Origin of the sequence: Gillisella vitis, from assembly GCF_021559775.1 — a bacterium.
GTDB lineage: Bacteria > Pseudomonadota > Alphaproteobacteria > Rhizobiales > Rhizobiaceae > Allorhizobium > Allorhizobium ampelinum.
The window spans coordinates 2704669-2728388 of sequence record NZ_CP056047.1 but is presented as its reverse complement, the minus strand read 5'-3'; the positions used below and the strand labels follow the sequence as shown (position 1 = coordinate 2728388).

Below are 23720 nucleotides of genomic sequence, written 5' to 3'. Positions count from 1 at the left end.
AGAATGATCGACGCCAAAAAGCTCCTCACGCAGTTTCTGGGATCGCAGATCCCGGGCATCGGCGGTTCTGTTCGCAAGAGGGGTGATGACGCCGCAAGCTATGCCAAGTCCAATCCCTGGAAGACCGGCGCGCTGGTCTCCGTGCTGCTCGGCACCAAGACCGGACGGTCGCTGGCCGGAGGCGCGCTGAAAGTCGGCGGTCTGGCGCTGGTGGCCGGTCTCGGCTACCGCGCCTATCGCAATTACCAGTCCGGCAAGGCCCCGGAAGAGCTGCGCGCCCTGCCGGAACTGCCCGCCCCACCGGAAAATTCCGGCTTTGATCCGGCAACGTCGCTCAGCAATGATTTCGCGCTCACCCTGATCAAGGCGATGATCGCCGCGGCGAAGGCCGATGGCCATATCGACGAAGGCGAGCGCGCCAATATCATGGAAAAACTGCATGTCGAGGAACTCGGCGATGAGGCGGAGGCCTTTATTCGTGCAGAACTGGACAACCCGACCGATCTCGATGCGCTGGTGGCTGCTGCCCGCACCGAGGAGCAGAAGGTCGAGCTCTATACGGCCTCGCGTTTGACCATCGATCCCGATACCCGCGCCGAGCGCGGCTATCTGGACCTTCTGGCTGGACGCCTTGGGCTTGCCGATGGGTTGATCGACCATATTGAGGCGACGGTTGCGGCGGCCAAGGTCGAGACGCCGGCTGGCTGAGACCGGCGCTCAACAAAAAGCAACGGCGGAAATCGCCGTTGCCTTCCCGTTACGGCTGGCATAATCCTGACCTGTGATACGAACAGGGGGGCATCATGCAGGATCTGAAGACCTATCGCGTTGCGGCGCCAGCTCCAGTGCGGCTTGACGGTCGCTATGTGCTTGTCGAGCCCTTTGTCCGTGAGCAGCATCTGTCGGATCTGTGGACCGGGCTTGGCGGCGGCGATGCCATCAATCACGCGCTGCGCTATTTTCCAAATGACGATTTTTCCGGTGTCGAGGTCTTCGGCGACTGGCTGGAAGGCGCCAATGCCAGCGGCAGCCTGATCACCCATATCTTCCGCTCGAAAGCCGATGGGGCCATTGTCGGCATGGCCAGCCTGATGCGTCCCGATCCGAAAAACGGCGTGGTCGAGGTTGGATCGGTTGCGCATGGCCCGGCAATGAAACGCTCACCGCTGTCGAGCGAAGCGCATTATCTTCTGGCCAGACATGTGTTCGAGGATCTGGGCTACCGGCGCTACGAGTGGAAATGCCATAATGACAACGAGCCGAGCAAGATCACGGCGCGCCGCTATGGCTTCACCTTCGAGGGCATGTTTCGCCAGCACATGATTTCCAAGGGAAAGAACCGCGATACCGCTTGGTTCTCGATCATCGATGCCGATTGGCCTCTCGTCAAAGCCGGGTTCGACGCTTGGCTCGACCCTGACAATTTCGATGCTCACGGCCATCAGAAACGGCGGCTTGAGGATATTCGCGTCACTTTGAGGACTGCGACATGAGCCCGCGCGATAAGAATTCGGCGATTGCCGCTGGCCTGATCATTCTGGGCTTTGGGCTGGCCATGGTGTTCCTGCCCAATCTGGTTCTGTGGATCGGGCAATTTTCGCCACTTCTGGCGGCTGCCGTTGGCTCTTTGGTCCTTTTGTCGTTCTTCCTGATCTTCTGGCTCCGCGCGCGCTATCAGCGCCGTCACCCGGATGACAGGTGATAGCCTTGCAGGGAGGCGGCCAGCAGCAGGCTTCCGACCAGGATGATGAACAACGCGCCGCCAATTTCGATGGCAAGGCCGACGCGGTAGGCGGTATGGGAGCCATGGCCCGCCAGCCGCACTGCCAGGCCCTTGGCACCGACGGCAGCGATGGCAAGTGCCGAGACGGTGATCGCGGTTCCCGCCGCCATGGCGAAGACCGATAGAATGCCGCCGAGATAGAGCTGGTTCAGCATGGCGAAGGTCATGACCAGCAGCGCGCCTGAACAGGGGCGAAGGCCAACGGCGACAATCGCCGACCAGGCTTCCTTGACGCTGAAATGCTCGGCGCCGACCATGGCGGGGGAAGGAAGATGGCTGCGGCCGCAATCCACGCAGATTTCGCCCTCACGCGGTAAATAACGGTCGCTATCGGCTGCATCGGCCTGGAAGCGCAGGCCAGTTCCTTTTAGAGGTGCGGACCCTGAAAACGAGGCGGCTTTTGTCGCGCCCGGCTGCGGCGCATCGAACAGGCCAGCGGTTACGCCGTCCGATAGCATCTCTCCCGCACTCCCTCCGGAAAAGGCAAGGACCGGCACAGGCTGGCGATGTCGAAAAATCTCGCTCAGCTTGCGCACCAGCAGCCACACACCGAAGGCGACCACCAGCGCGAAACTGGCGGCTTCCATGGCATCGGTTGCCCGCGTCAGCGTGATGCCGCTGCCGCGCAGTGCAAGAAACATCACACCCACCGTGACGATGGCGACGATGGCCTGCAAAATCGATGAGGCGATGGAAATGGCGATACCGCGCTTCAGCTCCAGCTCATTGGCGACCATATAGGATGAGATCACCGCCTTGCCATGGCCCGGGCCTGCGGCATGAAACACCCCGTAAGCGAAGGACAAGCCGATCAATACCCAGAGCTGGTGCGGATCGTCGCGCATACCGCGCAACGCCTCGGTCAGTGACCGGTAGAAAGCCTGTTGATGGGTGTTGATCCACAGCATCACACCCGCCAGCGGTCCGTCCATCTGAAAGGACGGTTCGGCGGTGCCGATGCCAAGCGGCGAACCTGCATGGGCCAGTGTAGCGGTGAGTGTCGCGGCAAGAGCGACCGCTACGAGAAGGGGTGTGCTTGAAGCCCGTCTATATTGTGTCGGCGTCAACATGCCAGGTCGAGCCTCGTTGCAAACAGCTTGCCCATGTCCGTGCCGGTCGGATCGTTGAAAAAGGCTTCGGTCAGACTGGCCTGGTTCTGCTTGATCACGTCATCGGGATTGGGCCGGACCACGGTGCGCTTGCATTTCTTCAGCGCGTCGCCGGTCTCGACGATGTCGCTGTCCTGCTTGAAGTCGATGGCGGTATAGAGGGTCGGATCGTGAACGCCGAAGCTGAGATTGCCCTTGATCGGAATGGGCTTTTCCGGCTTGACGATAAAGAACACCAGCAATTGATTGTCTTTATAATCGGCGTTGAACACCTGCGGCTTGGCGACGTTGACGGTTGCGCCGCTGGCACTGATGAAGGTGAAATAGCCATAGTCGCCAAGCGAGCTTCTGATCGTATTGGCGATATCCTGCAACTCGCTATGGTCGAGCTTCAAGTCGCCGTTCTTGTCGAAATCCAGCATGACGCTGGAGGAAAACACCTCGTCGAAGCGCCAGGTATTGCGCAATTCCTTGATGGTATTGTCCGCTCCCGCCACCACTTCCAGCCGGGCCTGGACGAAGACATGCGGATGGGCAAAAGCCGCTGGCGCCGACAGGCCCACAAACCCTGCGACAAGAAAACCGGCGAGAAGAAGAGGTCTTGCTATGTTCATCTGCGCCCTAACCGCTGCATATATTGAATGCGACAGCGAGCCATTGGAAACATAGAGGACGCGCTGTGTTGTCGGCGTCGCATGGACGCATCGCTTTTATATTCACGGTCTGTGGTGGCCAAGCAATAGGACGGAAATAGGGCCGCTGACTTTTGCCTTGGAAAAGTGAAGAGGGCATTCTGAGATGAAACGGCGCCCGGCCTGTCGTCACTCCGAAGGTGGCGTTCCTTGCTTGGGCTGGCATGTGCCATTGCGTTTGAACCAATTGTGCATGAAATCCACGAGCGCGCGGACCTTGGCGGGCAGATAACGGCGATGCGGATAGACCGCATAGATCCCGCTGCCGGAGGGCATGTAATCCTCAAATATAGAAATCAGTGCGCCGCTTTCGATATGTCTGCGGGCGACAAAATCCGGCAAGAGGGCGATGCCGAGGCCCGATAGCGCGCCGCGCAACGTGGTCTGGGGGCTATTGACCTCCAGCGGTCCGGAAATATTCACGGTAAAGGCCTCGCCATCCGGCTGGCGCAGGCGCAGGCTGTTGTGTCCGCGGGTATTGGTGTCGATCAGCACCGGCACCTTGGACAGATCCTGCGGATGGGTGAGGGGACCATATTTCTCCAGAAAATCCGGGCTGGCGCAGGCATAACTTCTGAAATCCGCCAGCTTGCGGGCAATCATCCCCGAATCTTCCAGTTTGGTGACGCGGATGGCTAAGTCGAAGCCTTCCTCGATAAGGTCGACGAACCGGTCTTCGGCAACGATCTCGATGGAAAGATCGGGATGTTGCAGGGCAAAATCGATCAGCGACTGGCCAACTTCGGCATCGGTGAAGCTGCGTGGCACGGTAATGCGAATCTTGCCGCTGATGCCGACATTGTTCTCGCGCACCAGATCGGCCAGATTGTCGATCTCTTTCAGGATGTCAGCGGCACTGCGATAATAGGTGTGACCCGCCTCGGTCATCGAAAACTGCCGTGTGGTGCGATTGAGAAGCAATGCCCCCAATTCGTCCTCCAGCTCGCGGACATATTTTGACAACAGCGCCTTGGAGCGACCGGTCTTGCGGGCGGCGGCAGAAAAGCCTTCCGCTTCAACGACATCGATGAAAGCGCGGATGCGGGTCAGGGTGTCCAAGAGGGCCTCTTCGGGTTGTTTTGATGTATGGTGAACAATAGTCTCACTTCGTTCAATAATAAAACACATAAAAAAATGAAGCGGGCTTGCAAAAACCGCTTGATTATGACGGCGAGTTTTCTTATCTCCGTCTTGCCCAAAGTCGCACGTGCCTGTGGGTGTCCGCCGATCCTCGATGTGGTGAGGAAATCGGTAAGGTACCTGGAATTAACCCCTCCAGTCGTTATCCCGGCCAACCGGGAAATGCGAGGACACCTTGAAGCAACGACGGTGCGGGCCTTTCTAGTCTCTGCCGGCTTTCCATCAGCCGGGGTCACTGAAGAGGCACACCATCATTGCCGGAAGTGCGGTCGGGTTCCCCAACCAATCCATGGCAGACAAAGCGGATTGATGCTCTCAGGCAAGAGGGCGTTGATCCATCGCCCGCGTTAGAGCGTTCGTACGGTACCAGTGTCTCCACCGACTGGTTTCGAGCGAGGTCTCGGCGCACTTTGTCCATCCGGAGCTCTTTGGGTTCCGGTAACCTTTTTACTATGGAAGGGATCGCCATGACCACCGCCCGCATCCTCGACTTCATCAATACCCAGCGTCCTGAAGGCCCTTGCCTCGTCGTGGACCTTGATGTCGTGCGCGATAATTATGGCGCATTCCGCCACGCCCTGCCAGACAGCGCCATCTACTATGCCGTCAAGGCAAACCCGGAGCCGGCAATCCTGTCGCTGCTCGCATCGCTCGGCTCCAACTTCGATTGCGCCTCCGTGGCCGAAATCGAAATGGCGCTTGCTGCCGGTGCGACCGCCCAGCGGATTTCGTTTGGCAACACCATCAAGAAGGAACGGGATATTGCCAAGGCGCATGCGCTCGGCATCAACCTGTTTGCCGTCGATAGCCATGAGGAAGTCGAAAAGATTGCCCGTGCCGCCCCTGGCGCCCGTGTGTTCTGCCGCGTCCTCACCGATGGTGAGGGTGCCGAATGGCCTTTGTCGCGCAAGTTCGGCTGCGTGCCGCAGATGGCCGTCGATGTTCTGGTCTATGCCCACCAGCATGGTCTGGAAAGCTTCGGCGTGTCCTTCCATGTCGGCTCGCAGATGACCAAGGTCGATGCCTGGGATGCAGCACTGGGCGATGCCAAGCGGGTGTTCGCACAGCTGGCCAAGCAGGGCATCTACCTGCAAATGGTCAACATGGGCGGTGGTTTTCCGACCAAGTACCTGCGCGACATTCCGTCTGCTGAAGCCTATGGCCAGGCCATCAATGCCTCGCTGAAGAAGCATTTCGGCAACAACATTCCGCAGACCATCATCGAGCCCGGTCGCGGCATGGTTGGCAATGCCGGTGTGATAAAGGCGGAAGTGGTGCTGATCTCGAAGAAGTCCGACAATGACGCCCATCGCTGGGTGTTCCTTGACATCGGCAAGTTCGGCGGTCTGGCGGAAACCATGGACGAGGCGATTCGTTACCCGATCCGCACGGCCCATGACGGCGACGAAATGGAGCCTTGCGTGTTGGCTGGCCCGACCTGCGACAGCGCCGATGTCATGTATGAAAAGAACATGTATCCGCTGCCGCTGTCGCTGACCATCGGCGATGACGTGCTGATCGAAGGCACCGGTGCCTATACCACCACCTATTCGGCGGTGGCGTTCAACGGTTTCGAACCGCTGAAAGCCTATGTGATCTGAACAAGGGTATTTTCGCATTTCCGGGCGCAAAACCGCGCCACACTTTTGCTGGAAATGCTCTATCCTGCCGGGCTGAATAGCCCGGCAGGATTGCTCTCTCACCATTTGAACGCTCTTTTGCACAGGAGGTCGCCATGACCGCTGTTATCAACACCGTGCGCGCTTTTTTTGCGCAGCCTGCCTTCAAGATCGATGCTGAAACTCCCGCCGATGTCGTGGCGCGTGAAGCGCTGCTGGATCGTGCCATGGGAGCGGACCGCCGCGCGAAGTCGTCTGAAAAGATCCGCCGTGGCCGTGTGCCCGCTGAAGGGCTGGCGCTGGTGGCGCGTGACCGCAAGGGCCATGTAATCGGCACCGTGCGCCTGTGGAATATTGAGGCTGGCGTCAATGCTGAAGGCCAGGTTATCGATGCGCTGCTGCTCGGGCCGTTGGCCGTCGATGCCGCGCATGAAGGCAAGGGCGTTGGCTCGCAGCTGATGCGTGCTGCCCTGATGGAAGCCAAAGGCCGTGGTCACGGTGCCGTGCTTCTGGTCGGCGATGCCGCTTATTACGAGCGCTTCGGCTTTTTTGCCGCGAAAACCATGCATCTTGTCATGCCGGGACCGTTTGCCCGCGACCGTTTTCTGGCGCTGGAACTGATCCACGGCTGGCTGGACGGCGCTGTCGGCATGATCTCGGCCTCCGGCCGCAAGCTGACCGCACCGGCCCGTCGCAAGGCAGCATAAGGGGCTTATGAATACGTCCTCGGTCCCAGACTGTTCAAGAATTGCTGCTGGCGTGGCGAAAATGGTTATTTCGAGAACCGGAGCGGAGCGTACTTAATGTACGTGAGTACAAGCATTTCAGAAAAAGTGCGAAGCGGTTTTTCGTTCGAAAATGCGAATGCATAAGGCAAGCACAGAAATTGCCATTTGCAGCCGGCCAGCGGCGATTATTGGATAGACTGTGAGATCGAGGATGGTGCGCAGCAATGCAGAGCGGCGGCCTAGCGTTGCTGCGCACCCCACCCATCGGTCAGTGTTTTCAAAAAAGCCACGAGATCCCTGATTTCCGTCTCGTTCAATGCGGGCGGTTGGCCGGGCTTTCTGTCCATGGGCGCATCGATCACATCGATATTGCCGCGATAGGCTCCTGGCATGTCGTTGAACTTGTCGATGCTGCCATCCGGATTTTTTGGATAAATGCTGGCAGGATCGGTGTCACGGGCCACGTAAAAACGAGTGGCTTCCTCCAGCGTCTTGTAAACGCCATTGTGGAAATAGACGCCGCGCTCGGCGACATTGCGCAGGGTTGGGGTCTTGAACAGACCGCAATTTTGCGGCTGGGCGGAAAATTCGTCATGGCGCATCGGGCCGCAAATGCCGAGATCGAAATAGAGCCTGTCGGAATTGGCGGGAATATCATGATTGCGCGGCACGCCGAGCGCCTCGAATTCGTAATCGGTAAATGCCGGCATCTGTCCGTCGCCGCCCATTTTGTCCAGGTGGCAGGAGGCGCAATTGCCTTTTTTCGGATCGTCGAACAAGGCGAGCCCACGCTGTTCAGCCGCAGTAAGTTGCGTCTGTCTGCGCAGATAGGCATCGTATTTGCTGGAATAAGAATGGAAGGACGGGTCTTCCACCTGATAGCGGGCCAATGCAAAACCGATTTCCGACAAGGCCATGGATTGGTCCTCCGCAACCTGTTTGCCGAACAAGGCCGTCAGTTGCGCGCCATATCCGGCTTTAATTTTGTCATAGAGCGCCTGCGCATCGCTATTGGCCATTTCAAAGGGCGATAAAAGCGGCCCCAGTGCCTGGTCTTCAAGACTATCGGCGCGCCCATCCCAGAACATGCCGCCCTGTGGGACGGCATTGTCGGCGGCGGCCACGGCTTTGACGAGAGGTTGGCCAGCGACCGGCCCGGCCACTGAGGTGGTTTGCGCGGCAAGCGCCGTACCGGAAGCTTCTGCCATCGGCGAGGCTTCCTGTGCCTCCTCGGCGGCATTTTCCACGCCCACAGAGAAGGCAGGCGTGGCGATCTTGTAGGCAAGGCTTGGCACGGGGCGGATACCCGGCAGGTTGAGATCGGGTCCACCCCTCTGTACCGCCTGTGTGTTGGCTGGGGCGTAATGATGGGCGGGATCATGGCAGCTAGCGCAGGACATCCTGCCGCTACCAGACAGGCTCTGGTCGAAAAACAGCGCCTTGCCCAATTGTGCCACGGCACTGAGCTGGGCGGGTGCGCCGGTTTCGGCCTGTGTCGGGGTTTCCGCCAATGTCTGGGCCGCCCAGCCTAAGCCCGCGAAGGCAAGGCTCAGAAGGGCCAGCGCCAGCAGCGGCAGGCGGGATTTTTCGTTAAACACTGCCATGAACAACCGCTCTCGGTGTCTCCGCTTAGCTTTTCAGGCCAGTCTTCGGATCGAGGATCAGCGTATCGCTGCGAGCATGGGACCAATCGAACATGCCGTTCAGGGAGCCTGCAATGGCATCGAAGGAGCCACCGCCCAGCCTTTGCCCAGCCATCCAGTTATCCTCGATAAACCGCATGACCGAGGTCTGGTCGGTCAGGGTATGGTCGACATAGTTTTGCTTGGCATAAGGCGAGATCACCAGCAATGGCTGACGGGTACCATAGCCGCAACGGCCCTGGACGGGCTGGCCATTGACGCCGGGTAAGGGCGTTCCGGTGCCGCAGGCCGCACCATCAAGCACATCATAGCCTTTGACCGGAATACTGGACGGATTGACGACGTTATGGGCGTGGTCATACCAGCCGTCGGAATCGTCATAAAGCAGCACCACGGCGGTGTCCTTCCACTCCGGCGATTGCTGGAGTTTGTTGACGACATTGGCGACGAACTCCTGCTCATCAAGCGGATCGGAATAGCCAGCATGGCCGTCCTGATAGGCGGGTGCCTTCAGGAAGCTGACGGCGGGCAGAGTACCGTTGCTCAGCACTGCGTAGAAATCATTGATGTCATACTGGTGGTTGGCGCCGCCGTCCTGGCTGGTGCCGATGGCGGCGACCGAACTCGGGCGGATATGCTGGGGATTGGCGGTCGAGGGATAATATTGGAAGGGTTGGTGATGGGGAATATAATCCACCTCATCGACCTTGGTGATTGCCGATGTCGTCGTGCGCTTGCAACCGGTCGTGCCATTGGGATTGTTGAGCGTCAGATCGAAACCGCCCTCGAAAAAGCCCCAGGTCAGGCCCTTGTCGTTCAGGAGGTCGCCGATATTGCGGCCGGTCATCAGGGCCGTCTGACCTTTCGAGCAAACATCGCCGGTGGGGTCGAGATCGGAAATCATCGTCCAGCCGCCATTGCCATCAGGCACGACTTCGCCCTTGGCATAGGTGCCATCCTTTTCCAGCGTGTAACCGGGTGGCAGGGTCAAGCCATTGGTCTGGCCGGAGACGAGGTTGATGGCGCCGGGGGTGGAGGGGCCGAAATTGGTGGAGAAAGACCGGTCGTTCAGGGCAAAATTCTGGGCGTAATTCCACAGCGCCGTAACGGTATTGCCGTCATAATAGCCCATGACCTGGCCTTTGGTGCCAAAGGCACCGGCAGCACCCTTGGTGCCGCGCCCGGTATTGGCGGGAAACAGGTCCATGGCGAAATTGTCATAGGCAGCCTGTTCGGCGGTATAGCCATGGTTCTGCGAATTGGTGGCTGCCTGGGTGCGGTCGAGACGGAATGGGGCAGTGGCATCGGGGCCATTGCCCGGATTGGTCTTGTTCGGATTGGTCTCCAGCAGTCCGGCATGGGCCAGCGTATCGATATCGGCAGGCGTCTGCGGCGCGGCAGTAAAGGCGGGCTCACCCTCGACATTGGCAGCTTTCGGATAGGTCGCGAAATAATGGTCGAAGGCGACGTTTTCCTGGAAGATCACCACCAGATGCTTGATTGGCGTTGCCGTATTGACCTCAGCCGCCGCCGGGGCGGTGGGGATGAGACAGAGAGACGCAGACATGAGAATTGAACCGGCACACATGTTTCGCTGCCGAGGATGAAGAGGCATGACCATATCCTTTACGAGGATCCGCGGTGGGGAAGCTGACATCGGCGGAGTGGCAAGACGATAGGAAGCGTTTTTAACAGTTCCGTGACGGAAGAGGACTTGTCTCGCTCCAATCGCCGCCCGGGTACTCACAAGTGGGTGATAGGTAGCGGCGATGAAAAATAACCCTTCCTTTGCCGTTTGACGCGAGCATGTGGGCCACCTCTTTGAGGTCTGGTCGGAGGATGGTCTTGTTCGAAGAAAAATTGATAAGAATCAAAAAGATGATGCATGGAAGCCACACTTCATCCTTGAATACTGGCGGCCTGTCGTAAGGTTGTCTTTTCTTGATTTGTCTCAAGGACGGTGGTGTCCGGTCACCGATAATCGGTTGCAATGCGGCAGGGGGACCTGCTGATCAATCGATAAAGGAGAGATGACATGTCAACGAACCGCACCCTTGGCTTGATAGCGCTTGCGCCCCTTGCTTTCGCATCGCTGTCTTTGGCGACGCCTCTGGCCTCTGCGGCGGATCTGACACCGGCGGCAAGCGCTCCGCAAGCCGAATCGCTGCTGACGCCCTACAGCCCCTGGCAGGTCCGCGCCCGTGCGCTGGCCGTGGTACCCAATGATGGCGGCTCGGTGGATGGCATTGGTGGTTCCGATCTGTCCTACAGCAACAGCGTCACGCCGGAAGTCGATTTCAGCTATTTCTTCAATCGCAACATCGCTGCCGAACTCATTCTCGGCACGACGTCAGCGAACGTCAATGCCGGGGGCTCGATCGGTAGCCTGGGCAAGCTCGGCAAGGTCTGGATCCTGCCGCCAACGGTAACGCTGCAATATCACTTCACGGACTTCGGCAAGTTCCAGCCCTATGTTGGCGCGGGCGTCAATTATACAATGTTCTACAATCAGTCGGCGACCGGTTCCGCCACCAAGCTCGATGTCAAGAATACCTTCGGTGCTGCCGTGCAGGTCGGTTTCGACTACATGATCAACGACAAGTGGGGCGTCAACTTCGACGTCAAGAAATATTACCTGCGCCCGGATTTCGAAGCGACCGTTGGTGGCTCCAAGGTCAAGGGCACTGCCAAGCTCGATCCATGGCTGATCGGCGCCGGTGTCACCTACCGCTTCTAAACCTCATCGAGATACATAGGAAAATGGCGGCTAAAGTGGCCGCCATTTTTGTTTCTGAGCGCTTGATTTGGGTAAAGGCCGAAGACTAGCTTACAGGAAAGACGATCTTTCGATCGCCGTTCGTCTCACGCCGCCCGGGCCATGGGGGTTGCTGGCAGCTGGAAGCGGTTGACCAGGGTTGCCAGCGAGATGGCGCCGTCGGCCAGCGTCTGGCTGATGGCATTGGTTTCTTCGACCATGGCAGCATTCTGCTGGGTCATCTGGTCGAGACTGTTGACCGAACTGCTGATCTGCTGAAGGCCGATAGCCTGTTCTTCTGCGGCCTTGGTGATGGCATCGATATTATCATCGATTTTGGTGACAAAGCCGCCGATCTGAGTCAGGGCATCGCCAGCGGTTCCTACCAATTTCACGCCGCTTGCCACTTCCGTGCTGGAACGATCCACCAGCGTTTTGATCTGCTTGGCGGCACCTGCCGAGCGCTGGGCAAGTTCACGCACTTCCTGGGCAACCACGGCAAAACCCTTGCCAGCTTCCCCGGCACGGGCCGCTTCCACACCGGCATTCAGCGCCAGAAGGTTGGTCTGGAAGGCGATCTCATCGATCACGCCGATGATCGTGCCGATCTCACCGGAGACACTTTCAATCCGCTGCATGGCGATAATGGCATTGTTGACCACGTCATTGGAGGAATTGGTACAGTCACGCGCATCTCTCACCAGGCTGCGGGTTTCGCGGGTTCTTGTGGTGGAGGCCTTCACGGTCAAGGCAACCTCTTCGAGCGCTGCTGCGGTTTCTTCAAGGGCGGCGGCCTGTTGCTCGGTGCGCTTGGCCAGGCTGTCAGCGGCGTCCCGCATCTCGCGGCTATTGGTTTGCAGAGAGCCGGTCTCATCGAGAACCTGCTTTAGAGTGGTCTGAAGCGTCAGGATGGAGTCGTTGAAATCGCTGCGAAGAGTGTCGAAACGGGCATCGAACGGCGTGTCGAGCGTGGTGCGCATGTTACACTCGGCCAACCGGTGCAGACCGTCGCCAAGTTCTTCGACCACGCGGCGCAGGGCTTGCGCCTCGGCGGCCCGCTCGGCCTCACGCTGCCGGCGCTGCTCTTCCGTGCTGGCGCGGCTGGCATCCGCCTCCTGCTCCAGGCGGCGCTTTTCCAGGCCGGCATCGCGAAAGATCGACAGCGCATGGGCGATTTCGCCGATTTCATCGGTGCGGTCGCCGTAGGGAGGAGGCGTATCGAGATCGCCATGGGCCATGGCGGTCATCGCAGTGGTCATATGGCGCAGCGGCGACAGGGCGCGGCGTTGAACGATGACAATCGAGGCGAGGCTGAGGAGGATCAGCGCGCTTCCCAGCGCATAGCTGACGGTTTCGCGCGATGCGGTCTCCGTAGCGGCTTCGGTTTCCCGCAGCTTACCATAGGTATTCCCCATGTCGACCAACTGATTAACGGCGGCTTCGTGGGTGTGAAACCGTTCCTTCAATTCATTGAGTGCGGCTTTCAGCACGGTCGGATCAGCACCGCTTAGGGCTGGAACGACGGACTGATCCATCTGCGCCCAGAATGCATCGCCCTTGACCAGAACGTCCTGCTGCAATTTGCTGCGCAGAGCATCAGGCAGGGTTGTGCCTTTCCAATAGTCCCGGCGTTCCTGATACTGGCTTTTCAGCAGTTTCAGGCGGTCGATATTGATAGCGGCCATATCCGGCTGAAGCGCTGATTCATTGATCAGGGAATAAGCCTCGACCAGATACAGCGGCGGCGGCAGGATATCGGCGATCAGGTCCTTGCTGTCGACGATCTGCTGATAGATCGGTCCGTTGACCTTCAGCCGCTGGAGGGTCTGCATGGCTGTCGCGAGTGTGATGACGACTCCGACGGCAAGGATCACGCCGGAAATGATCACCGTGGAGGATATGCTGAGCTTCATAGTTGTGGTCCGCAGAAAGTGATGTCGGGAGGAGCAGATCACGCGGACGAAAGCGTCGAGGTGATGTGGCCAGGGTATGGTCTAAAATTGAACACATCGCTTATTTTTCAAGAGCGCTTTAAAAAGCATATTTCTTTTAGTTTCTGGTTGGTTATGTTTTCCTTAAAATTTGAATCTAGTTGATTTAAATAATAAAAAACCAGGGTATTAGCCCTGGTTTTCTTGTCATGGTTGTTTTTTACTTGAGATCAGCCGGAGATATCTATCACGCCGCAATCCCCAGCTTCAGATCCGAAGGCCAGCAGCTTGCCGCTGGCGCTCCAGCCCAGGCTGGTGATCGCACCCTTGCCCGGGCGGCGCAGCAGCGCCTCCTTGCCGTCGGCCAGGCGCACCGCCAGTACCATGCCGTCGATATAGCCAATGGCCAGCACCTCTTCTGCGGGATGGAAGGCGACCTGGGTGACCATGATATTGGCGCGTGTGCCCAGCTCTTGCGGGGCCTTGCCCATCGGGCCGTCCTTGGAGGCAAAGGGCCAGACGATCGCAGCGGGCGCGCCGGATGAGGCGAGCCACTTGCCCTTGGCCGACCAGGAGATCGACTTGACCTTGGCGGGATAGCCGGTCATGCGCATATGGCGGGTATCACTGCCAGCACCATCCAGCTTCCAGCCATGCAGGGCATTTTCCTGCATGGTGGTGACGACGAAACGGTTGTCAGGCGAAAAACTGACGCCAGTATGGGCGCCCTTCCATTCCAGATCGACTGGCTTGCCCTCGGCTGCTGCAAAGCGCAACGTCACGCCATTGTAGCGGGAAATGGCGATGCGCAAACCCTTGGGCGCAAAGGCGAGACCCTCGACCGTGCGTTCCTCTTCATAGGGATGTATCGCGCCGCTTGCCAGCCGCACGAAGGCGGATTTGCCATAACCATAGGCAACCGCGCCTTGCGGCCCGGCTGCGACAACGGAAATCCACTTGCGGGGTGCGTGCGCCAGTTCCGTGACCGTGCCATCATGAGCGATGCGCAGCACCTTGCCATCCTCGCCGCCGGTCAAAAGCGTCTGGTTATGGTCGTCCTTGATGGCGGTCAGCAGGCCCGACCCGGTTTCGGTGACCTGCTCGCCGCCATCCAGACGGTGAACAGCGCCAGCCGCTGTGACGAAAACCGGAATGTCTCCAAGGAAGGCCGCGGTCAGTACGTGGCCTTCCAGATCGAGCGGGGCAACAGTCGGCATCAGGCAGTCTTTCCGGTATGGTTGTCAGGGGTCGGCAGCAGGGAAGGGATAAGCTTCATGCCGCAGCCTCGCAGGCCTTGAAGCTGTTTTCCAGCTTTTCACGGTCCAGTTCCCGGCCAATGAACACCAGGCGGCTTTCATGCTTTTCGCCATCTTTCCATGGCCGCTGGTGGTCGCCCTCGATAATCATATGAACACCCTGCACCACATAGCGCTCGGCATCGCCCTTGAAGGCGATAATGCCCTTCAGGCGCAGGATGTTCGGGCCGTCGGTCTGGGTGACCTTCTGAATCCAGGGGAAGAAGCGGTCCGGGTTCATTTCGCCACCGCGCAGCGATATCGAGGTGACGGTCACATCATGAATAGGCGAGGGACCGTGGTCATGGTGGTGATGTCCATGGTCATGATCATGCCCATGGTCGTGATGATGATGATCGTGTCCATGGTCATGGTCGCAATCAGGGCCGCAGACATGATCGTCGTCTTCATCATGGCTCAGGAAGTGCGGATCGTTTTCCAGCGCCCGTTCCAGGTTGAAGGCGCCCTGGTTCAGCACTTTCGACAGGTCTACGCCAGAGCGAGTGGTGGTGTAGATCCGGGCCGAGGGATTGATGGCGCGGACGATATCCTCGATCCGGTGCAATTCCTCATGAGTAACGAGATCCGCCTTGTTGATAACAACGACATCGGCAAAGGCGATCTGGTCTTCGGCTTCGCGGCTGTCTTTGAGGCGCAGCGGCAGGTGCTTGGCATCCACAAGGGCGACGACGGCATCCAGCTCGGTCTTGGCGCGCACATCGTCATCCATGAAGAAGGTCTGGGCGACAGGCACCGGATCGGCAAGACCGGTGGTTTCGACAATGATACCGTCGAAACGGTCAGGCCTGCGCATCAGTCCTTCGACGACCCGGATCAGATCGCCGCGCACCGTGCAGCAGACGCAGCCATTGTTCATCTCATAGATTTCTTCGTCCGACTCGACGATCAAATCATTGTCGATGCCGATTTCACCGAATTCATTGACGATGACAGCGTATTTCTTGCCGTGGTTTTCCGACAGAATCCGGTTGAGAAGCGTGGTCTTGCCTGCGCCGAGATAGCCGGTCAGCACGGTAACGGGTGTGGGTTTTACGGCTGCTTCACTCATGGGAACCTCGATGATTGGAAGGCAGCATCGCGCCGCCCTGTAACTATATTACCCCATATAGGACGAGTGGGGTGGCAGTTCAAAGGCTTTCTCGATATCAAAGTCATGGATATCCCACAGGAGCTCCACAAGTCCGTGAACGGCATGGGAAAGCAGGTTTTCGCCCTTTTCCGCTGTTGCCACACTGGCATTTCCGGCGACGCCCAGCGGATTGAGGTCCGCCATTTTCCAGCCGAAGGCATGTGGGCCATAGGCGCGCAGATGGGTGAAGCGGGCAGCAAACTCGCTTTGCCGTGACGAGAAATTCTGAGCCTTGTCCATAGCGACCAAGTCTGGACGCAATGCCAGCATGACCGAAGTTTCGATATCGCCGCCATGAATGTCGATGGCCTTGTCTTCAGGCCGGATCAGGCCGTCCGGCTGCCCGAAGCGGGTCCAACTGGTTGCCACGGCCAGCATCGAAAAACGGATGCGCGCTTCGGTGGCGACCACGGTCATCAAGGGCGAATTGCCGCCATGGGCGTTGAGCATCATCAGCTTACGAATGCCTTGGCCGCTCAGGGTTTCGGCGATGCCGAGCCAGCGCTCCACGGCCTCGTTAAAGGTAAGCGTGCGCGTACCGAATACATCCATATGCTCGACGGAATAGCCGACCGGCTCGACGGGCAGAAAGGTGACGGGCAGGGTGTCGGGCAGTGCTAGGATCAGCCGGTCCACAACCCCCTGCGCGATGATCGTGTCGGTCTCAAAGGGCAGATGCGGGCCATGCTGTTCATGGGCGCCGAGCGGCAGGACGGCAATCCAGTTGGCCCTTTCGGCGGGCGAAAGAGCCGGATCGTTGCACTGGAAATACGGTTCTGGATGGGACATCTGGTTTACTGACCTGTTTTTGTCTATGCATCATATGCGTGACATGAGCGCCTGTGACAACAGCACTTTCTTTCGACTGCGGGGGTAGCATGGCTAAAAAAGATAAGACCGAGAAAAAGAAGAAATCCGGCAAGTCCAAAGACGAGGTGAAACAGGCGAAACTTGGCTTGAGTGGCGAGTTGGGCATGGCAATCACCCAGGCGTCACGCAGTTTTCGCACGGTGCAGACGCGGCTTTTGACCGGCAGCGGGCTCTATTCCGGGCAGGAAGGCGTGGTGCTGCTGCTGGCTGAGGAGGAAGGGTTGACGCCCGGCCTTCTGGCGCAGCGCCTGGGCGTCAAGGCGCCGACCATGACTCGCACCATCGGGCGCATGGAGGTGCAGGGCTTTGTCGAACGGCGCGGCTCGGATGCCGATGGCCGCCAGACGAAAGTGTTCCTGACAGAAATGGGGCGGGCTACGGTGGAAAAGATCGCCGATGCCAATGTTGCGGTGGAGCGCCATGCTACCCGTGGCTTTAGCAGCAAGCAGGTGAAAGTGTTGATGAAACTGCTTGCCGCCATCGATGCCAATCTACTGGCGCCTGCCGACGCACAACGGCCCGACCTGGTCGATGAACCCCTGGCTGACTGATCGAAGGAGCCCGTGCATCTGCCCTTGCCATGGCGCGTTCAACGTTTTAATTAAACTGTTTAAATGCGTTGAAGCCGGCCTGTTCACGTCCGGCAGAGGGGGGAGCCGTGGCGCAAAAGATCAAGTTATCGACCATTGCCAAAAGTCTCGGCCTGTCTACCGCCACGGTATCGCTGGCCTTGCGAGACAGTCCGCTGGTGGCGGCAGATACGCGCGAAAAGATCAAGGACCAAGCCCGGCTGCTTGGCTATATCTATAACCGTCGCGCCGCCAGCCTGCGCACCTCGCGTTCCGGCATTATCGGTGTTGTCGTTCATGACATCATGAACCCGTTTTACGGCGAAATTCTGAAAGCCATTGAAAGCGAGCTGGACCGCAGCCGCCAGACGTTCATTCTGTCCAACCACTACGATTCGGTGGAAAAGCAGCGGACCTTCATCGAGACGCTGCTGCAACTGGGCGGTGACGGGGTGATCATGTCGCCTGCCATCGGCTCACCGCCGGAGGATGTGATGCTGGCCGAAGACAATGGCATGCCCGCCATCCTGATTGCCCGGTCCATGGACGGGCTGGCCCTTCCGACCTATCGCGGCGATGACAGCTACGGCATTTCGCTGGCCACCAACCACCTGATCGGCCTTGGCCACCGCGTCATCGCCATGGTTGGCGGCACCGATCAAACCTCGACGGGGCGCGACCGCTATCAGGGCTATGTCAACGCCTTGCGCAAGGCGGGCATTGCCGTCGATCCCAATCTGCGCCTTCCCGGACCGCGCACCAAACAGGGTGGTTTCGAGGCGGCGGTGAATTTTCTGTCGCTGCCACAAAAGCCGACGGCGGCGGTGTGCTGGAACGATCTGGTCGCGATTGGGTTGATGAATGGCATATCGCGTGCCGGGCTGGTGCCGGGCCGCGATATATCCGTCACCGGCTACGACGATCTGGAGGAAGCCTCTATTGCCACGCCGGCACTGACCACTGTGTCAAACGGACAGGCGGAAGTGGGCAGGCTTGCGGCGCGCGCGCTTCTGGATAAGCTGGCGGGCAGTCATGAGCCTGATGGTATTCACCTTATCAAGCCTGAAATGCGTATCCGCCAATCGACTGGCCCCGTTAAACATCGAGACGAATAGAGATTTGATCCTATGACCAATAAGCCCGTAATTCTCATTCCCGGAAAAATTCATCCGCGCGTGTTGGAACGTTTGCAGCCTGGTTTCGAACTGGTGCAGACCCCGCCCGGCCAGCCGGTTGCGTTAAACGATGCTGACGCCGCCCGCGTGCGGGGCATTGCCATTGCCGGTGCTGTGCCGGGCGCCTTGATCGACAGCCTGCCGAAGCTGGAAATCATTGCCAATTTCGGCGTCGGCTATGACGGGGTGGATGTGGCAAAAGCTGCGTCTAAAAATGTTATCGTTACCAACACGCCTGACGTGCTGGATGATGAAGTGGCCGATACGACGATTGCGCTGCTGCTCAACACGATCAGGCAGTTCCATCAGGCGGAAAGCTATCTGCGGGCCGGGCGCTGGCAGAACGAGGGACCGTTTACACTGTCGCCGCTGTCGCTGCGGGGCCGCCATGTCGGGCTTTATGGATTGGGGCGGATCGGTGGTGAAATCGCCAGCCGGTTACAACCCTTCAAGGTGAAGATCAGCTACCATACCCGCAGCCCCAAGCCCGGCGTTCCCTACGATTACCATGCCTCGCTGACGGATCTGGCCGCAGCCGTCGATACGCTGATCTGCATTGTGCCGAAAACGCCGGAAACCCACAAGGCGATCAATGCCGACGTGTTGAAGGCGCTGGGGCCGAACGGCGTGTTCATCAGCGTCGGCCGTGGCTGGAGCGTCGATGAACCGGCGCTGATCTCAGCCTTGAAGGATGGCACGATTGCCGCCGCCGGAATGGACGTGTTCTACGAAGAACCGAAAGTACCGGCGGAATTCCTCGATCTGCCCAATGTGTCGCTGTTGCCGCATGTCGCCTCCGCCTCGGTGCCGACCCGCAATGCCATGGCCGATCTGGTGGCGGATAACCTGATCGGCTGGTTTGAAAACGGTATGGTCAAGACACCCGTGCCGGAAACACCAGTGAAGAAGTAACCTCAGGCGGCGAGGGATTTCACTGCTGCATACTCCCTGGCCGCCGCGCCGAATGCTTCAAACAGGGCGCGGGACGGGGCATCCGTTTCCGCCCAATATTCCGGGTGCCACTGCACGCCGACAGCAAAACCCTTGGCATCAATGACAGAGACGGCCTCGATTGTGCCGTCATCGGCCAGCGCTTCGGCCTGGAGCCTTGGGGCGAGATCGGAAATCGCCTGGCGGTGCAGGGAGTTGATCTGGATTGTCCCTGCTGTGCCGAGATAGCGGGCGATGCAGGAGCCTTCGCGCACCTCCACCGGCTGGCGGATGGAATAGGCGAGGTCGCGGTCGGTGGTCGGCGGCTTGCGGTGATCCCAGGTGCCGGGCTGGTCCTGGATTTCCGAGGCCAGCGTGCCGCCCAGCGCCACGTTCAGCTCCTGAATACCCCGGCAGATGGCCAGCAGCGGAATTCCACGCTCGATGGCGCGGCGGATCAGCGGCAGCGAGGTCGCATCACGGGCGTGGTCGAAGGGGCCGTCGCTGTCACGGGCTTCGCGGCCATAGAGCGAGGGATGGACATTGCTGGGCGAGCCGGAAATCACCACGCCATCCACCCGGTCAAGCACCGCCTCGATATCCGCGCCGGTTTCCAGAGCGGGAATGATAACCGGCATGGCCCCGGCCACGGTCAGGGTCGCCTTGACATATTGGTCTAGCACGCAATGCCAATTGGACCCTTCAATGGCACGGAAATCGGCGGGAATGGCGACAAGCGGCTTGGTCATTGATGGCTCCGGAATAGCGTTCTGAACATCTGTTTTGCGCCGTTTGATGTCCAAGTCAACGATAGGCCTCATCTGTCTTCAACTTTAGCCTAAACTGATAAGACTGCCCGCTTGCCACCGCCCTGGCAACATGATTACCTTCGAATTGCCTTCCTGGAGGGGAATGGTAAGGGGAATCAGCAGTGGAACGGGAGGACTCTATGGATCGTCGTGGATTTTTGAAGAAGGCCGGTGTCGCAGGCGTCGGTTCGCTTGGAGCGGTTGGATTGGCAGCACCCGCCATTGCCCAGCAGGCACCGAAAATCAGTTGGCGACTGACCTCGTCCTTCCCGAAATCGCTGGACACGATTTATGGCGGCGCTGAGGATATTGCGGCGCGTGTGGCGGCGGCAACCGATGGCAATTTCACCATCCAGGTGTTTGCGGCAGGCGAAGTGGTGCCGGGCCTGCAGGCCGCCGACGCGGTTGGCGCTGGTACGGTGGAAATGTGCCATACCTGCTCCTATTACTATGTCGGCAAGGACCCGACATTTGCGATTGGAACGGCCATTCCCTTTGGGCTGAATGCGCGGCTCACCAATGCCTGGTTCTATCAGGGCAATGGCAATACGCTGCTCAACGAGTTCTATGCTAAGCACAATCTTTACGGCATGGTAGCTGGCAATACCGGCGCGCAGATGGGCGGCTGGTTCCGCCGCGAAATCAACACCGTCGATGACCTCAAGGGCGTGAAAATGCGCATTGCCGGTCTGGCGGGCAAGGTCATTGAAAAGCTGGGCGGCGTGCCGCAGCAGATTGCTGGCGGCGATATCTATCCGGCACTGGAAAAAGGCACGATCGACGCCGCCGAATGGATCGGCCCCTATGACGACCACAAGCTCGGCTTCTACAAGGTGGCCAAATATTACTACTACCCCGCCTTCTGGGAGGGTGGCCCGGCCATCCACGCCTTCGTCAATCTCGCCAAATGGAACGAGCTGCCGAAATCCTACCAGACCGTGCTTCAGGACGCCTGCGCCTTCGCCAATACCAATATGATGGCGAAATACGACCTGAAAAACCCTGTTGCGATCAAGCAGATCGTCTCGGAAGGCACCACGCTGAAACCCTTCAGCCAGGACATTCTCGACGCCTGCTTCAAAGCGTCCATGGAAGTCTACGCCGAAATCTCCGCCAAGAACCCGGATTTCAAGAAAGTCTACGACGATCAGGTCGCCTTCAAGAAGGAAGCCTATCTGTGGATGCAGCTGGCGGAATATACCTATGATACGTTCATGATGATTCAGCAGCGCGGCGGCAAGCTGTAACAATCCGTCCAATAATCGCCGCTGGCCGTCTGCAAATGGCAATTTCTGCGCTTCCGGTACTCACGTACGTTAAGTACGCTCCGTTCCGGTTCTCGAAATCACCATTTTCGCCAGGCCAGCAGCAATTCTTGAACAGACTGTAAGCTCGCATGCAGGCATAGGCTCAGGGAATGAGAGCCTATGCCACGGCCTTTGCGACCATTTCAGGATATTGGCCAATGACGCGCACATAGGCTATGGCAAAATCCGGAGCTGTGGCACGGGCCTGTTCCCAATCGCGCAGCGTCCCGACCGGGACATGAAACCGGTTTGCGAATTCGCCTTGTGACAGACCAAGTTTTGTCCTGGTGGTGCGGATCAGCCGAGCGCGCTGACCACGATCCATCGCTTCCGGTGTCACATCGAAATCGTTTGGGTCCGCTGCATCAGCACGGAGAATGATAGGCTCGTTCTTCACCCTTGTTGCTCCTTCTCACCGATATAAACCGCGCCTCATCATCTCGCCACGTAAAGACGCCAGTAAACAATTTGCCGCTGGCCATTCCTATCACCTTGAAGCGTTCTTCTCCGTCTTCGGGACGGATGGAGGGCAGGATCAGATGATTATCGTCTTCGAAAATCGTGCTACCGAAGGACAGCGGCAGCTTGTGCTTCTCCCGGTTTAGCGCGTCTTTTTCGGGATCGAATGGCGTATTCATGGCTCAAAGATTATACGGAAATTCCGTACTATTGCAAAAGGAAATTGATGTTACCGCGCTGTATGGCTTGTAAAGCGCATAAATCACCCGTTGATACTTTACATCGACCGTATGGCTTCAATCCTCCGCTTCGGAACGATGATCCTGCGACCTTCGCTGATCGATCACGAATTGCCGAACGCGGGCAAGCGCATCCGCTGGATCGGACTTGCGGTGGTATTCTTCAAGGATGATTTGTTCAATCTGCTGCCGGGTTTCGGAGTTTTTATGCTCCGCTTTTCCCGCCAGGGATCGGCCCTGTTGCATCAGCGTGCGGCGGGCTTCCTCCAATCGGTTTTGAAGATCGGTGGCGGCATCGATAGCTGTGGTGTCGATCATCTCGGGCGGTTGCGCTGAGTGCTGAGGCGGCTCCAGCAGATTGTAGCTGCGGGGCAGGTCCTGGTACGCCGCCAGCCGATAGCGCAGCAGCAAAGCCAGCGCCCCCATCGCAAACGCCGGTGGCGTGACGATTGCGACCGCCTTGATCCAATCGGATGTGGACTGCCATGTCCTGAAAAGATCGGCCCAGACATTGTAATCGGCCATTGTCCATTCCTCCCGCACTTGTGAGCCAAGCGACCACCGGAGGATTTTGCCCTCTGGTGATCGGGGAGGTCGAAAGTCGCAATAGAAACGACCGCCTTGGCCTTTAAGCCGAAGCTCTGGACATACGCCAAGGCCTCCCCGACGCCACAGAATGGTGGTGTGGGGACCATATAGGCATGGTCCACCGCCTCAGCCACAAACCTATGGCTGAGGGGTGTCTTTTAACGACCGACACGGGCCGTCTATTGCGGAGGTTCGACGCTCCGGGATCGGTTCGTTACAACCGATCCTGGGGATGGTTTAGCGCATAACGGGTGGGGAGGGGAAGGGGGAATTTTGGGGGAGCGGTTTCTATAAGCTACGACAGATTTCGATCAGCGGCGGCCTTATAGACGCCGGAACGATCCCGCCTGCCAACCGCGACAACGACAATGATGATGTCTTTGTCGCGCACTTCATAAACCAGCCGATAGCCAGCACCGCGCAGCTTGATCTTGTAACGATCCTTGGCGCCAGAGAGTTGTGCGGAGGGTACGCGCGGATTGATACAACGTTCGGCGAGTTTTTTCTTGAACTGTTCTCTGACGCTATGATCGAGCTTTCGCCATTCTTTCAGCGCGGCATCGACAAATGCCAGCTCATAGCTCATCCAGCGTAACCTTCACGACGCGATCATTCGCCCGCGCATCAGCAATGGCATTGAGTTCGAGATCGTCCAGCCGTTCGATCATGGCTTCATAGGCTGACGCCGGAACGCAATAGAAAGCAGGTTCGTTACGATTGAGAATAGCCACCGCCGCCCCATCACCTGCGGCGACTGTCCCCATCGGGTTCTTTTTCAGCTCAGACACGCTGGCTGTCACTTCGGCAAGGACAATGTGGGTCATGGTGTTGTTCTCTGGAATATTTGGAGACCTATTATTCGCACTCTTTAAAGGACTGTTCAAGAGGCTTCGCCACTCGCTTTGTCGTTGCCTCACCATGAAACGCTT

At 58.5% G+C, this 23720-nt stretch carries 25 protein-coding genes; 10 read left to right on the top strand and 15 right to left on the bottom strand.

From position 1 onward, the window contains the following. Positions 1–3: 3 nt before the first annotated feature. The 3 genes from AVCG78_RS12820 to AVCG78_RS12810 all read left to right on the top strand — a co-directional run bounded on the left by AVCG78_RS12820 (position 4) and on the right by AVCG78_RS12810 (position 1702). The gene (locus tag AVCG78_RS12820) at positions 4–708 is read left to right on the top strand and encodes a tellurite resistance TerB family protein (RefSeq protein WP_071203816.1); all 705 of its coding nucleotides are present in this window, start codon (positions 4–6) and stop codon (positions 706–708) included. Between the two features lie 95 nt (positions 709–803). Then, positions 804–1493, top strand: coding sequence for a GNAT family N-acetyltransferase (locus tag AVCG78_RS12815; RefSeq protein WP_071203814.1), 690 nt, complete (start codon positions 804–806; stop codon positions 1491–1493). Beyond that, the gene (locus tag AVCG78_RS12810; RefSeq protein WP_015917156.1) at positions 1490–1702 is read left to right on the top strand and encodes a hypothetical protein; all 213 of its coding nucleotides are present in this window, start codon (positions 1490–1492) and stop codon (positions 1700–1702) included. The genes AVCG78_RS12815 and AVCG78_RS12810 overlap by 4 nt, the downstream gene beginning before the upstream one ends. Here the strand turns inward: AVCG78_RS12810 and AVCG78_RS12805 are convergent. The 3 genes from AVCG78_RS12805 to AVCG78_RS12795 all read right to left on the bottom strand — a co-directional run bounded on the left by AVCG78_RS12805 (position 1684) and on the right by AVCG78_RS12795 (position 4643). Next, positions 1684–2853: a nickel/cobalt transporter gene (locus AVCG78_RS12805; RefSeq protein ID WP_071203812.1), complete on the bottom strand. Its 1170-nt coding sequence runs from the start codon at positions 2851–2853 to the stop codon at positions 1684–1686. The two genes, AVCG78_RS12810 and AVCG78_RS12805, sit on opposite strands and share 19 nt — an antisense overlap. Continuing rightward, positions 2847–3506 carry a DUF1007 family protein gene (locus AVCG78_RS12800; RefSeq protein ID WP_071203810.1) on the bottom strand — a complete coding sequence of 220 codons (660 nt, stop codon included), beginning with the start codon at positions 3504–3506 and terminating at the stop codon, positions 2847–2849. Before AVCG78_RS12800 ends, AVCG78_RS12805 begins: the two co-directional genes overlap by 7 nt. Before the next feature lie 207 nt (positions 3507–3713). Then, positions 3714–4643, bottom strand: a complete 930-nt coding sequence (locus AVCG78_RS12795; protein WP_071203808.1) for a LysR family transcriptional regulator — start codon at positions 4641–4643, stop codon at positions 3714–3716. A gap of 548 nt (positions 4644–5191) precedes the next feature. Here AVCG78_RS12795 and odc2 point away from each other — a divergent pair. Together odc2 and AVCG78_RS12785 are read left to right on the top strand one after the other, a co-directional pair. Beyond that, positions 5192–6325, top strand: a complete 1134-nt coding sequence (gene odc2, locus AVCG78_RS12790) for an ornithine/lysine decarboxylase (protein ID WP_015917152.1) — start codon at positions 5192–5194, stop codon at positions 6323–6325. A gap of 134 nt (positions 6326–6459) precedes the next feature. Further along, positions 6460–7050 carry a GNAT family N-acetyltransferase gene (locus AVCG78_RS12785; RefSeq protein ID WP_071203806.1) on the top strand — a complete coding sequence of 197 codons (591 nt, stop codon included), beginning with the start codon at positions 6460–6462 and terminating at the stop codon, positions 7048–7050. Between the two features lie 260 nt (positions 7051–7310). Here AVCG78_RS12785 and AVCG78_RS12780 read toward each other — a convergent pair whose 3' ends face one another. Beyond that, the gene (locus AVCG78_RS12780) at positions 7311–8675 is read right to left on the bottom strand and encodes a cytochrome-c peroxidase (protein WP_071203804.1); all 1365 of its coding nucleotides are present in this window, start codon (positions 8673–8675) and stop codon (positions 7311–7313) included. Positions 8676–8700: 25 nt separating this feature from the next. Further along, the gene (locus tag AVCG78_RS12775) at positions 8701–10281 is read right to left on the bottom strand and encodes an alkaline phosphatase family protein (protein WP_234665063.1); all 1581 of its coding nucleotides are present in this window, start codon (positions 10279–10281) and stop codon (positions 8701–8703) included. A 468-nt stretch (positions 10282–10749) separates the two neighbouring features. Between AVCG78_RS12775 and AVCG78_RS12770 the strand changes: the two genes are divergently transcribed. Then, a complete protein-coding gene (locus AVCG78_RS12770; protein ID WP_015917148.1) occupies positions 10750–11451 on the top strand; it encodes an OmpW/AlkL family protein in 702 nt (233 codons plus the stop codon). Between the two features lie 125 nt (positions 11452–11576). On the opposite strand, the gene AVCG78_RS12765 is transcribed toward AVCG78_RS12770, so the two are convergent. From AVCG78_RS12765 to AVCG78_RS12750, 4 genes are all read right to left on the bottom strand, one after another. Then, a complete protein-coding gene (locus AVCG78_RS12765; RefSeq protein ID WP_071203799.1) occupies positions 11577–13382 on the bottom strand; it encodes a methyl-accepting chemotaxis protein in 1806 nt (601 codons plus the stop codon). 248 nt (positions 13383–13630) lie between these two features. Then, the gene (locus AVCG78_RS12760) at positions 13631–14617 is read right to left on the bottom strand and encodes a WD40 repeat domain-containing protein (RefSeq protein WP_015917146.1); all 987 of its coding nucleotides are present in this window, start codon (positions 14615–14617) and stop codon (positions 13631–13633) included. Between the two features lie 55 nt (positions 14618–14672). Continuing rightward, positions 14673–15764 carry a CobW family GTP-binding protein gene (locus tag AVCG78_RS12755; RefSeq protein WP_071203797.1) on the bottom strand — a complete coding sequence of 364 codons (1092 nt, stop codon included), beginning with the start codon at positions 15762–15764 and terminating at the stop codon, positions 14673–14675. A gap of 48 nt (positions 15765–15812) precedes the next feature. Continuing rightward, entirely contained in the window at positions 15813–16634 is an 822-nt protein-coding gene (locus tag AVCG78_RS12750; protein ID WP_015917144.1) for a creatininase family protein, read from the bottom strand. Between the two features lie 89 nt (positions 16635–16723). Here AVCG78_RS12750 and AVCG78_RS12745 point away from each other — a divergent pair, with 89 nt between their 5' ends. The 3 genes from AVCG78_RS12745 to AVCG78_RS12735 all read left to right on the top strand — a co-directional run bounded on the left by AVCG78_RS12745 (position 16724) and on the right by AVCG78_RS12735 (position 19371). Then, entirely contained in the window at positions 16724–17266 is a 543-nt protein-coding gene (locus tag AVCG78_RS12745) for a MarR family winged helix-turn-helix transcriptional regulator (protein WP_015917143.1), read from the top strand. A gap of 107 nt (positions 17267–17373) precedes the next feature. Beyond that, positions 17374–18399: a LacI family DNA-binding transcriptional regulator gene (locus AVCG78_RS12740; protein WP_174089707.1), complete on the top strand. Its 1026-nt coding sequence runs from the start codon at positions 17374–17376 to the stop codon at positions 18397–18399. 12 nt (positions 18400–18411) lie between these two features. Continuing rightward, entirely contained in the window at positions 18412–19371 is a 960-nt protein-coding gene (locus AVCG78_RS12735; protein ID WP_071203795.1) for a 2-hydroxyacid dehydrogenase, read from the top strand. 2 nt (positions 19372–19373) lie between these two features. On the opposite strand, the gene AVCG78_RS12730 is transcribed toward AVCG78_RS12735, so the two are convergent. Beyond that, a complete protein-coding gene (locus tag AVCG78_RS12730; RefSeq protein ID WP_156582936.1) occupies positions 19374–20138 on the bottom strand; it encodes a gamma-glutamyl-gamma-aminobutyrate hydrolase family protein in 765 nt (254 codons plus the stop codon). A 200-nt stretch (positions 20139–20338) separates the two neighbouring features. Here AVCG78_RS12730 and AVCG78_RS12725 point away from each other — a divergent pair, with 200 nt between their 5' ends. Further along, positions 20339–21445 carry a TRAP transporter substrate-binding protein gene (locus AVCG78_RS12725; RefSeq protein WP_015917139.1) on the top strand — a complete coding sequence of 369 codons (1107 nt, stop codon included), beginning with the start codon at positions 20339–20341 and terminating at the stop codon, positions 21443–21445. 178 nt (positions 21446–21623) lie between these two features. On the opposite strand, the gene AVCG78_RS12720 is transcribed toward AVCG78_RS12725, so the two are convergent. From AVCG78_RS12720 to AVCG78_RS12700, 5 genes are all read right to left on the bottom strand, one after another. Continuing rightward, positions 21624–21902: a helix-turn-helix domain-containing protein gene (locus AVCG78_RS12720; RefSeq protein WP_071203793.1), complete on the bottom strand. Its 279-nt coding sequence runs from the start codon at positions 21900–21902 to the stop codon at positions 21624–21626. Beyond that, positions 21871–22143 (bottom strand): BrnT family toxin, encoded by a 273-nt coding sequence (locus AVCG78_RS12715; RefSeq protein WP_071203791.1) that lies wholly within the window; start codon positions 22141–22143, stop codon positions 21871–21873. Before AVCG78_RS12715 ends, AVCG78_RS12720 begins: the two co-directional genes overlap by 32 nt. A gap of 117 nt (positions 22144–22260) precedes the next feature. Then, positions 22261–22728 carry a hypothetical protein gene (locus AVCG78_RS12710; protein ID WP_071203790.1) on the bottom strand — a complete coding sequence of 156 codons (468 nt, stop codon included), beginning with the start codon at positions 22726–22728 and terminating at the stop codon, positions 22261–22263. Between the two features lie 358 nt (positions 22729–23086). After that, the gene (locus tag AVCG78_RS12705) at positions 23087–23377 is read right to left on the bottom strand and encodes a type II toxin-antitoxin system RelE family toxin (RefSeq protein ID WP_015917135.1); all 291 of its coding nucleotides are present in this window, start codon (positions 23375–23377) and stop codon (positions 23087–23089) included. Then, on the bottom strand, positions 23367–23615 hold the full coding sequence (locus tag AVCG78_RS12700) for a type II toxin-antitoxin system Phd/YefM family antitoxin (protein WP_015917134.1): 249 nt from the start codon (positions 23613–23615) through the stop codon (positions 23367–23369). Before AVCG78_RS12700 ends, AVCG78_RS12705 begins: the two co-directional genes overlap by 11 nt. Between the last annotated feature and the right edge of the window lie 105 nt (positions 23616–23720).

Bases quoted from the DNA above. Each gene is read 5' to 3' on its own strand.
- AVCG78_RS12700 (WP_015917134.1), bottom strand. From the start codon at position 23,615: ATGACCCACATTGTCCTTGCCGAAGTGACAGCCAGCGTGTCTGAGCTG.
- AVCG78_RS12725 (WP_015917139.1), top strand. From the start codon at position 20,339: ATGGATCGTCGTGGATTTTTGAAGAAGGCCGGTGTCGCAGGCGTCGGT.
- AVCG78_RS12785 (WP_071203806.1), top strand. From the start codon at position 6,460: ATGACCGCTGTTATCAACACCGTGCGCGCTTTTTTTGCGCAGCCTGCC.
- AVCG78_RS12810 (WP_015917156.1), top strand. From the start codon at position 1,490: ATGAGCCCGCGCGATAAGAATTCGGCGATTGCCGCTGGCCTGATCATT.
- odc2 (WP_015917152.1), top strand. From the start codon at position 5,192: ATGACCACCGCCCGCATCCTCGACTTCATCAATACCCAGCGTCCTGAA.
- AVCG78_RS12760 (WP_015917146.1), bottom strand. From the start codon at position 14,617: ATGCCGACTGTTGCCCCGCTCGATCTGGAAGGCCACGTACTGACCGCG.
- AVCG78_RS12805 (WP_071203812.1), bottom strand. From the start codon at position 2,853: ATGTTGACGCCGACACAATATAGACGGGCTTCAAGCACACCCCTTCTC.
- AVCG78_RS12750 (WP_015917144.1), bottom strand. From the start codon at position 16,634: ATGTCCCATCCAGAACCGTATTTCCAGTGCAACGATCCGGCTCTTTCG.
- AVCG78_RS12775 (WP_234665063.1), bottom strand. From the start codon at position 10,281: ATGTCTGCGTCTCTCTGTCTCATCCCCACCGCCCCGGCGGCGGCTGAG.
- AVCG78_RS12800 (WP_071203810.1), bottom strand. From the start codon at position 3,506: ATGAACATAGCAAGACCTCTTCTTCTCGCCGGTTTTCTTGTCGCAGGG.
- AVCG78_RS12730 (WP_156582936.1), bottom strand. From the start codon at position 20,138: ATGACCAAGCCGCTTGTCGCCATTCCCGCCGATTTCCGTGCCATTGAA.
- AVCG78_RS12710 (WP_071203790.1), bottom strand. From the start codon at position 22,728: ATGGCCGATTACAATGTCTGGGCCGATCTTTTCAGGACATGGCAGTCC.
- AVCG78_RS12770 (WP_015917148.1), top strand. From the start codon at position 10,750: ATGTCAACGAACCGCACCCTTGGCTTGATAGCGCTTGCGCCCCTTGCT.
- AVCG78_RS12745 (WP_015917143.1), top strand. From the start codon at position 16,724: ATGGCTAAAAAAGATAAGACCGAGAAAAAGAAGAAATCCGGCAAGTCC.
- AVCG78_RS12815 (WP_071203814.1), top strand. From the start codon at position 804: ATGCAGGATCTGAAGACCTATCGCGTTGCGGCGCCAGCTCCAGTGCGG.
- AVCG78_RS12820 (WP_071203816.1), top strand. From the start codon at position 4: ATGATCGACGCCAAAAAGCTCCTCACGCAGTTTCTGGGATCGCAGATC.
- AVCG78_RS12765 (WP_071203799.1), bottom strand. From the start codon at position 13,382: ATGAAGCTCAGCATATCCTCCACGGTGATCATTTCCGGCGTGATCCTT.
- AVCG78_RS12735 (WP_071203795.1), top strand. From the start codon at position 18,412: ATGACCAATAAGCCCGTAATTCTCATTCCCGGAAAAATTCATCCGCGC.
- AVCG78_RS12755 (WP_071203797.1), bottom strand. From the start codon at position 15,764: ATGAGTGAAGCAGCCGTAAAACCCACACCCGTTACCGTGCTGACCGGC.
- AVCG78_RS12715 (WP_071203791.1), bottom strand. From the start codon at position 22,143: ATGAATACGCCATTCGATCCCGAAAAAGACGCGCTAAACCGGGAGAAG.
- AVCG78_RS12705 (WP_015917135.1), bottom strand. From the start codon at position 23,377: ATGAGCTATGAGCTGGCATTTGTCGATGCCGCGCTGAAAGAATGGCGA.
- AVCG78_RS12780 (WP_071203804.1), bottom strand. From the start codon at position 8,675: ATGGCAGTGTTTAACGAAAAATCCCGCCTGCCGCTGCTGGCGCTGGCC.